The organism is Enorma burkinafasonensis (assembly GCF_902150035.1).
Lineage (GTDB): Bacteria > Actinomycetota > Coriobacteriia > Coriobacteriales > Coriobacteriaceae > Enorma > Enorma burkinafasonensis.
On record NZ_LR597504.1, the window covers coordinates 161,053 to 168,654 of the forward strand.

General features: G+C 64.1%; 8 protein-coding genes. 6 read left to right on the top strand and 2 right to left on the bottom strand.

Annotated features, from left to right (window positions below; translation table 11 throughout):
• The first annotated feature begins 2 nt into the window (after positions 1–2).
• The 6 genes from FS885_RS03960 to FS885_RS03990 all read left to right on the top strand — a co-directional run bounded on the left by FS885_RS03960 (position 3) and on the right by FS885_RS03990 (position 4,801).
• Complete coding sequence (locus FS885_RS03960; RefSeq protein ID WP_245859639.1) at positions 3–356, top strand: MarR family transcriptional regulator; 354 nt, start codon at positions 3–5, stop codon at positions 354–356.
• Between the two features lie 450 nt (positions 357–806).
• On the top strand, positions 807–1,538 hold the full coding sequence (locus FS885_RS03970; protein WP_144743698.1) for an amino acid ABC transporter ATP-binding protein: 732 nt from the start codon (positions 807–809) through the stop codon (positions 1,536–1,538).
• A 74-nt stretch (positions 1,539–1,612) separates the two neighbouring features.
• Positions 1,613–2,467: a transporter substrate-binding domain-containing protein gene (locus FS885_RS03975; protein WP_144743699.1), complete on the top strand. Its 855-nt coding sequence runs from the start codon at positions 1,613–1,615 to the stop codon at positions 2,465–2,467.
• Between the two features lie 169 nt (positions 2,468–2,636).
• Entirely contained in the window at positions 2,637–3,383 is a 747-nt protein-coding gene (locus tag FS885_RS03980; protein ID WP_144743700.1) for an amino acid ABC transporter permease, read from the top strand.
• Between the two features lie 4 nt (positions 3,384–3,387).
• Positions 3,388–4,035, top strand: a complete 648-nt coding sequence (locus FS885_RS03985) for an amino acid ABC transporter permease (RefSeq protein WP_144743701.1) — start codon at positions 3,388–3,390, stop codon at positions 4,033–4,035.
• 13 nt (positions 4,036–4,048) lie between these two features.
• Complete coding sequence (locus tag FS885_RS03990; RefSeq protein WP_144743702.1) at positions 4,049–4,801, top strand: cytidylate kinase-like family protein; 753 nt, start codon at positions 4,049–4,051, stop codon at positions 4,799–4,801.
• Positions 4,802–5,051: 250 nt separating this feature from the next.
• Here the strand turns inward: FS885_RS03990 and gltA are convergent, their stop codons facing one another.
• Entirely contained in the window at positions 5,052–6,461 is a 1,410-nt protein-coding gene (gene gltA, locus FS885_RS03995) for an NADPH-dependent glutamate synthase (protein WP_144743703.1), read from the bottom strand.
• On the bottom strand, positions 6,449–7,285 hold the full coding sequence (locus FS885_RS04000) for a sulfide/dihydroorotate dehydrogenase-like FAD/NAD-binding protein (RefSeq protein ID WP_144743704.1): 837 nt from the start codon (positions 7,283–7,285) through the stop codon (positions 6,449–6,451). Before FS885_RS04000 ends, gltA begins: the two co-directional genes overlap by 13 nt.
• Positions 7,286–7,602 lie beyond the last annotated feature (317 nt).

The window sequence follows — 7,602 nt, forward strand, 5'->3', positions numbered from 1 at the left end:
CTATGGCAAGGACGGGCGCGGATATCTCTCTCGAGGGCGTGAGCTCGCGCATCAACGGCCGCCATGCTTTCGTGCATGAGCGCGTCCTGGAGCTCATCGTGCGGGAGACCGAGCAGAACGGTTCGGTGAACTTCCGCAAGAGCGAGCTCGTGGAGCGGCTGGGCTGCTGCGAGCGGACGATCGACCGGTCGCTCACGCGCCTTCGCCGCGAGGGCTTGGTGACCTCCACGCCCGCCTTCAACGAGAACGGGGCGCAGCTGGGTAATACCTACAGCGCCACCGAGGCCGGGAAGGTCCATGCTCGGTGTTTCACGGCCGAGAAGGCACCGCGGCGCGCAAAGAGCGCCAACGTCTGAGTTGCCAATCTGGCACAGCGGAAACGCAGCAATCGGGCGGCGGGCATCCATCGCGGGTGCTCGCCGCCCGTTCTTGTGTCGCGAAGTCTCATAGATTATTCAGTCATATCATGCGCGTGAGCGAGCTCGTCCTCGTTTTGATTGATAGGGGGGCGAGTCCGATGGCTGTTGCTCTGATCGACCCTTGTTAACAATTATGGCTTAAAACTGTCCAAACGGCGCCTTATAGGGTATACTGCCATCCAACCAACTGGGGTTTCTTTGGCTAGCAGTGAGAACTCCTGGGTAAACGGTTTGTATCGCTTGGGTTTCGGGTTCGTTGCATCTTCAGAGCCAAAGCGTTCACGGCAGGGTGAAACCGTACAATTGTGCTAATCGTATAGCGCGTTTACACACGGGCTCAGGTCCATGCCGCTTACGTGCATGTAAAGAAGGAAGGGGACCTCGCGCATGGCGAATATGATCGAGATCCGCAATCTCAATAAGTATTTCGGTGACCTTCACGTGCTGAAGGACATCAATCTTACCGTTGAAGCGGGCGAGAAGCTTGTGATCATCGGACCGTCCGGCTCGGGCAAGTCCACGCTTATCCGCTGCGTCGACTGGCTGGAAGAGCCCACCACGGGCGAGGTCCTCATCGACGGCCAGCTCGTCACCAAGAAGAACCACCTCGAGATGGCGCGCAAGTACTCATCGATGGTGTTCCAGCAGTTCAACCTGTATCCCAACATGACGGTGCTCGGCAACCTCACGCTGGCCCCCATCAAGCTGCAGAAGAAGTCCAAGGAAGAGGCTACCAAGGCAGCCATGGCGGCGCTCAAGCGCGTTGGGCTGGAGCAAAAGGCCGGCGAATACCCGCAGAACCTCTCCGGCGGTCAGCAGCAGCGCGTGGCCATCGCTCGCGCTATGTGTACCAAGCAGCCCATCATCCTCTTCGACGAGCCCACCTCGGCGCTCGATCCCGAGATGATCCAGGAAGTGCTCGACGTCATGATCGAGCTCGCGCATGAGAACATCACCATGATCTGCGTGACGCACGAGATGAACTTCGCCAAGCAAGTGGCAGACCGCGTGATCTTCATGGATGACGGCCAGATCCTGGAAGAGGGCACGCCGGAGCACTTCTTCACCAACCCGCAGAACCCGCGCTGCAAAGACTTCCTCAACAAGATCTTGCACTAGTTCGTTTTCTTGACGCGCAAGCGTCTGGACGGCGGCCCGCCCGGCGGGCGCCCGAGCCTGAAAGGGGTTTCATCATGTCCATCTCACGTCGCAACTTCATCAAGATGTTCGGTGCCTCCGCCGCCGTGGCCGGCCTCGGCCTCGCGGGCTGCGGTGGCGACGCGGGCTCGGGCTCCGCGGCGAGCGCCTCCAAGCTACAGACCATCCGCGACCGCGGCGTGCTCAACTGCGGCGTCAAGGCCGACGTCGTGGGCTACGGCTACATGGACACGGCCACGCAGGAGTACGAGGGCCTCGAGATCGACCTGTGCTACCAGATCGCGGCCGCCGTATTCGACATCAGCTACGATGAGGCCAAGGAGCAGGACAAGTGCGCGTTCACCACGGTGACGCCGAGCACCCGCGGCACGCTCATCGACTCCGGCCAGCTCGACATCGTGGCGGCTACCTACACCATCACGCCCGAGCGCGAGGAGGACTGGGACTTCTCGACGCCGTACCGCACCGACTCGGTGGGCATCATGGTCAAGAAGGCCAACGGCTGGACCTCGATGGAGGACCTCGACGGCGTGACCATCGGCGTCTCCACCGGCTCCACCACCCAGCAGCTCGTCGAGCAGATGATCGCCGACGAGGGCTTCTCCTGCACGCCCGCCTTCCAGGAGTACCAGTCCTACCCCGAGATCAAGGACGCGCTCGACGCCGGGATGGTCGGCGCGTTCGCTATGGACCGCTCCACGCTCAACACCTACATGGACGATAGCGTCGAGCTGCTGCAGCCCGAGATCGAGTTCGGCACGCAGGACTACGGCGTGGCGACCGAGAAGGGCTCCGACCTCTCCGAGCTCGTCGACGAGACGGTGAACGAGCTGCTCGACAGCGGCTGGATGGACGAGGAGATCGAGCTCTGGCTGGGCGACAACGCCTAACGGGCTCACGGCATGATTCGCTGCGGGCGCCGTATCCGGTGCCCGCAGCCTCGATGTCTCAAGGGGAGGGGATATGCCCTGATGTCCCGGCGCGGCCGGGCGTCACCGGCGCATCCTCCCCCGTTGCGACATCGTACGGTTTTGAGTTGTTGTAGGGGAAAGGACCGCCATGCTTGAGAGCATCCTCGACCCCAGGCGCTGGCAGATCACCTTCGATTCGATCGACGCGTTCTGGGACGGCTTCTCGGTCACCTTGCAGGTGGTCGTCTGCGGCCTGGTGCTGGCGCTCGTGCTGGGCACGGTGCTCGGCATCTTCTCGACCACGCGCTCGCGCGTGCTGCGCGCCATCAGCCGCGTGTACGTCGAGTTCTACCAGAACACGCCGCTACCGGTGCAGGTCATCTTCATGTACCTCATGGGGCCGCAGCTGCTGCAGATCGTGACGGGCGCGCCCGCGCCGGTGGCGATCCCGCCGGTCGTGCTCGGCTTCGTGGGCGTGGGGCTCTACCACGCCGCCTACGTGTCCGAGGTCATCCGTACGGGCATCGAGAGCGTGCCGCGCGGCCAGATGGAGGCAGCCAAGAGCCAGGGCTTCACCACGGTGCAGGCGTATGCCTACATCATCCTGCCGCAGACCTTCAAGGTGATCTTGCCGCCTTTGTGCAACCAGGCGCTCAACTTGGTCAAGAACAGCTCGGTGCTCGCGCTCGTGGCGGGCGGCGACATAATGTACCGCTCCAACAGCTTCGTGGGCACCTACGGGTACCTGCAGGGCTATTTCGTGGCGTGTGCGATGTACTTCGTGATCTGCTTCCCGCTGGCGCTGCTCGTCCAGTATCTCGAGAAGCGCTCCAAGCGCGTGCCCAAGGCCAAGAAGCTCCGCATGCCGGTAGCCGAGACCGCGAAGGAGGCTTAGAGCCATGGATGCATTCAACGCCGCGAACCTGTCGTTCATCATGAGCGGATTCTGGCTCACCATCCGCATCTCGGTGCTCGCCATCATCTTCTCCATCATCTTCGGCACGATCCTCGCCATGGTGAAGCAGTACTGCCACGGCAAGCTGTCGATCTTCCGCTGGATCGTGACCGCCTACATCGAGCTCTTCCGCTGCACGCCAAACCTGCTGTGGATCCTGTTCATCTACTTCACGATGCGCGCGTCGAACTTCGTGGTGTCGGTCGTGGCGTTCACGGTGTTCACCTCGGCGGTCATGGCCGAGATCGTGCGCGGCGGCTTCAACTCGATCCCCAAGAGCCAGTTCGAGGCCGCGCAGAGCCAGGGCTTCGGCTTCTTCTCGACCATGCGGCTCATCATCCTGCCGCAGACCTTCAAGGCCATCATTCCGGCGCTCTTCAGCCAGTGCACGACGGTCATCAAGGACTCCTCGTACCTCGCGAGCATCAGCGTGATGGAGCTCATGTTCAACGCGCGCGTGGTCATGGCGCAGATTCCCAGCCTTGAGTCCAAGCTCCTCATGTACGGGCTGGTCTTCGCGCTATACTTCGTGTTGAACTTCGGCATCTCGCTGATCGTGCGCGCCTACCAGCGCCGCGTGGTCGCCGCCTAAGGGAGGGTCGCACATGCGTATCATCAGCATCCCCAAGATCAAGCAGCGCGTGGAGCAGCGCGTGGCCGCCAAGGACATGGGCCGCGCCGGCCAGCCGGTCGTGATCACCATCGCGCGCGATTTCGGTGCCGAGGGGCACGAGATCGGCAAGATGCTCTCCAACGAGCTAGGTATCCCGCTCTACGACAACGAGATCCTGGCGCGCTCGAGCCTGCGCACGGATGAGCCGGTCGACCGCATCGCCGCCTACGACGAGCGCCTCGCCGCCGAGACCGCTGCGTTTCTGCCCGACCGCGTCGACGCGCGCACGCTCTCAGACAAGCTCTTCCAGAAGATGAGCCAGGTCATCCTCGATCTGGGTTCGACCGAGAGCTGCATCATCGAGGGGCGTCTCTCCGACTACCTGCTGCGCTCGAACCCCAACATGATCGCCGTGCTCGTGACCGCGCCTTTGGACGTGCGCATCGAGATCGTGCGCAAGAAGCGCGGGCTCGACCGGCGCGCGGGCGCCAAGCTCGTGAAGGAGCAGCAGCGTGCTCGCGAGCAGTTCTACAAGCGCTATTCCGCGGGCAAGTGGCGCATGGACACGGGCAAGGACATCGTGGTCAACCGCGCCAAGCTGGGGCGCCAGGGCTGCGTCGACGTGATCGCCGCCGCGTACCGGGCGAAGCTCCGCGAGCTGGGCATTTACGAGGAGGAGGCCGCCCGCGCCGTCGAGGAGGCCGCGGCGAACGCGCCCCTCAAGGCCCGCGCCACGGTGGAGTAGCTTCTGTCGCTAACGACAGGTTGTTGTCGTTAGCCGCCCCCCAAAAAACTTCTAACGACAAGTTAAGCGCTTAAAGTGTCGTTAGCATGCCGTGATCCACCCTAACGACGGTAACCTGTCGTTAGGGTGGCCGCTCATGTGAAATATGAGAGAGTACCTGCAAGAGCGCTAAAGAAAGCGGCTCCGAGCGCATTTGCTCGGAGCCGCTTGGCACGTGCCTTGGAAAGGTCCTGCTGAGCCGGGTTAGGCTTTAGGCCTCCTCGCCCAGGAGCTTCGTCTTGATGTCGGCTGCAGCCTTCTTGCCGGCGCCCATGGCCAGGATGACCGTGGCGGCGCCGGTCACGATGTCGCCGCCGGCCCAGACCTTGGGGTTCGAGGTGCGGCCGTTCTCATCGGTCTCGATGAGGCCCCAACGGTTGAGCTCGACGTCGGCGCAGAGCTTCGCGAAGGGGTTCGCGCGCGTGCCGATGGCCGTGACCGCGACGTCGCAGGGGATGGCGAACTCGGAATCCTGGATGGGGATCGGACGACGGCGGCCGGAGGCGTCGGGCTCGCCGAGCTCCATGCGCTGGAGCTCGATCGTGGACACGAAGCCGTCCGGGCCGGGCAGGAAGCGCAGCGGGTTGCAGAGCTCGAGGATCTCGACGCCCTCCTCCTTGGCGTGATGGACCTCGGCCTTACGGGCGGGCATCTCGGCCTCGGTGCGGCGGTAGGCGAGCGTGACGTGCTCGGCGCCCAGGCGAAGCGCCGTGCGCGCGGCGTCCATGGCCACGTTGCCGCCGCCGAAGACGACGACGTTCTTGCCGTGGCGGATGGGCGTGTCGTACTCGGGGAACTCGTACGCCTTCATGAGGTTCGTACGGGTGAGGTACTCGTTCGCGCAGTACACGCCGGGCAGGTTCTCGCCGTCGACGTGCAGGAAGCGCGGCAGGCCGGCGCCGACGGCGAGGTAGAGCGCGTCGAAGCCGTCCTCGTTGAAGAGCTCCTCGGCGTCGAAGAGACGGCCGGCCACCGAGTTGTACTCGAAGTGGACGCCCAGCTCCTCCAGGCCCTTGATCTCGCGCTTGACGATGGCCTTGGGCAGACGGAACTCGGGGATGCCGTAGGTGAGCACGCCGCCGCCGGTGAAGAACGCCTCGAAGACGGTGACCTCGAAGCCCTCGCGCGCGAGCTCGCCGGCGCAGGCGATGCCGGAGGGGCCGGAACCCACGATGGCGACCTTCTTGCCGTTGGACGGCTTGCACTCGGGCGCCTCGCCGACCTCGTCGGCCATGTCGCCGAGCATGCGCTCGAGCTGGCCGATGGCGACGGGCTCGCCCTTCTTGCCGAGGATGCACTTGCCCTCGCACTGGTTCTCCTGCGGGCAGACGCGGCCGCAGACGGAGGGGAGCAGGTTGTCGCCCTTGATGGTCTTGAGGGCGCCGGCCCAGTCCTCCTCGCGGATCTTCTCGATGAACTGCGGGATGTGCACGCCGACCGGGCAGCCCTCCATGCAGAGCGGCTTCTTGCAGTCGAGGCAGCGGTTGGCCTCGGCGATGGCGTCGGCCTTGGTGTAGCCGGTGTCGACCGGGCGGAAATCGCGGGCGCGCTCAGCAGCGGGCTCCTCGTTCGCAGGGGTACGGGGCGCGCCGATGTTGGGGCGATACTTTACTTCTGGCATGCGCAATCCTCCTCATGGCGCTTGATGGATTCGGCTTCCTCGGCCTTGTAGCTGGCCTGGCGATGCGCGAGGTCATCCCAGTCGACGAGGTTCGCATCGAAGTCGGGGCCGTCGACGCAGGCGAACTTGGTCTCGCCGCCCACCTCGACGCGGCAGCAGCCGCACATGCCGGTGCCGTCGACCATGATGGGGTTCAGGCTCGCCACGATGGGGATCTTGAACTCGCGGCAGGTGAGGGTCGAGAACTTCATCATGGGCACGGGGCCGACGCAGAAGCAGGAGTCGATGGCGTCCGTTTCGCACAGGCGGCGCAGCGGCAGCGTCACGACGCCCTTCTCGCCCATGGAGCCGTCGTCCGTGGTGACGAAGAGGTTCTCGAGGGGCAGCGCGGCGAACTGCTCGAAGAGGATGAGCAGGTCCTTGGTGCGGGCGCCCATGATGACGGAGACCTTCTTGCCCTGCTCGCAGAGGGTGCGGGCAACGGGGTAGGCGATGGCGAGGCCCACGCCGCCGCCGATGACGGCCACGCGGTCGCCCTCAACCTCGGTGGGGCAGCCGAGCGGGCCGGTGATGTCGCGGATCTCGTCGCCCTCGTTGAGCTCGGAGAGGCACTGGGTGGTCTTGCCGACGACCATGAAGATGAACTCGACCCAGCCCTCCTCCGGGTTCCAGTTGGCGAACGTGAACGGCACGCGCTCGCCCGTCTCGTCGATGCGCACCATGAGGAACTGGCCGGCATGCGCATGCTTGGCCATCCTGGGCGCGTGGACGCGGAACTCGAAGACCTTCTCCGAGAACTGCGTCTTCTTCAGGATCTTGAACATAGAACCCCTCTCTTACCACGGGGTGCGCGGCCGTGGGCTCGCCTCGCGGCGACGCGGCGCGCGGCGGCCGGCATCCCAAATTGCAACCGTGCTGCAGGTATACGCGAATGCGCATACACCAACCGATTATACCGCTCAGAGGGGCATATCAGGCATCGTATCGGGGACGGTATTGGACGATTCGGCAAAGGCCTTGATTATCAACTTTATCCGAACACCTCCCACATTCATCCGCACATGTGCGGATGAATGTGGGAACCCGATACCCTGAGGGCCGGATCGGCCGGCCCCGGGAGATCGGAGGACGGCATGTCCGG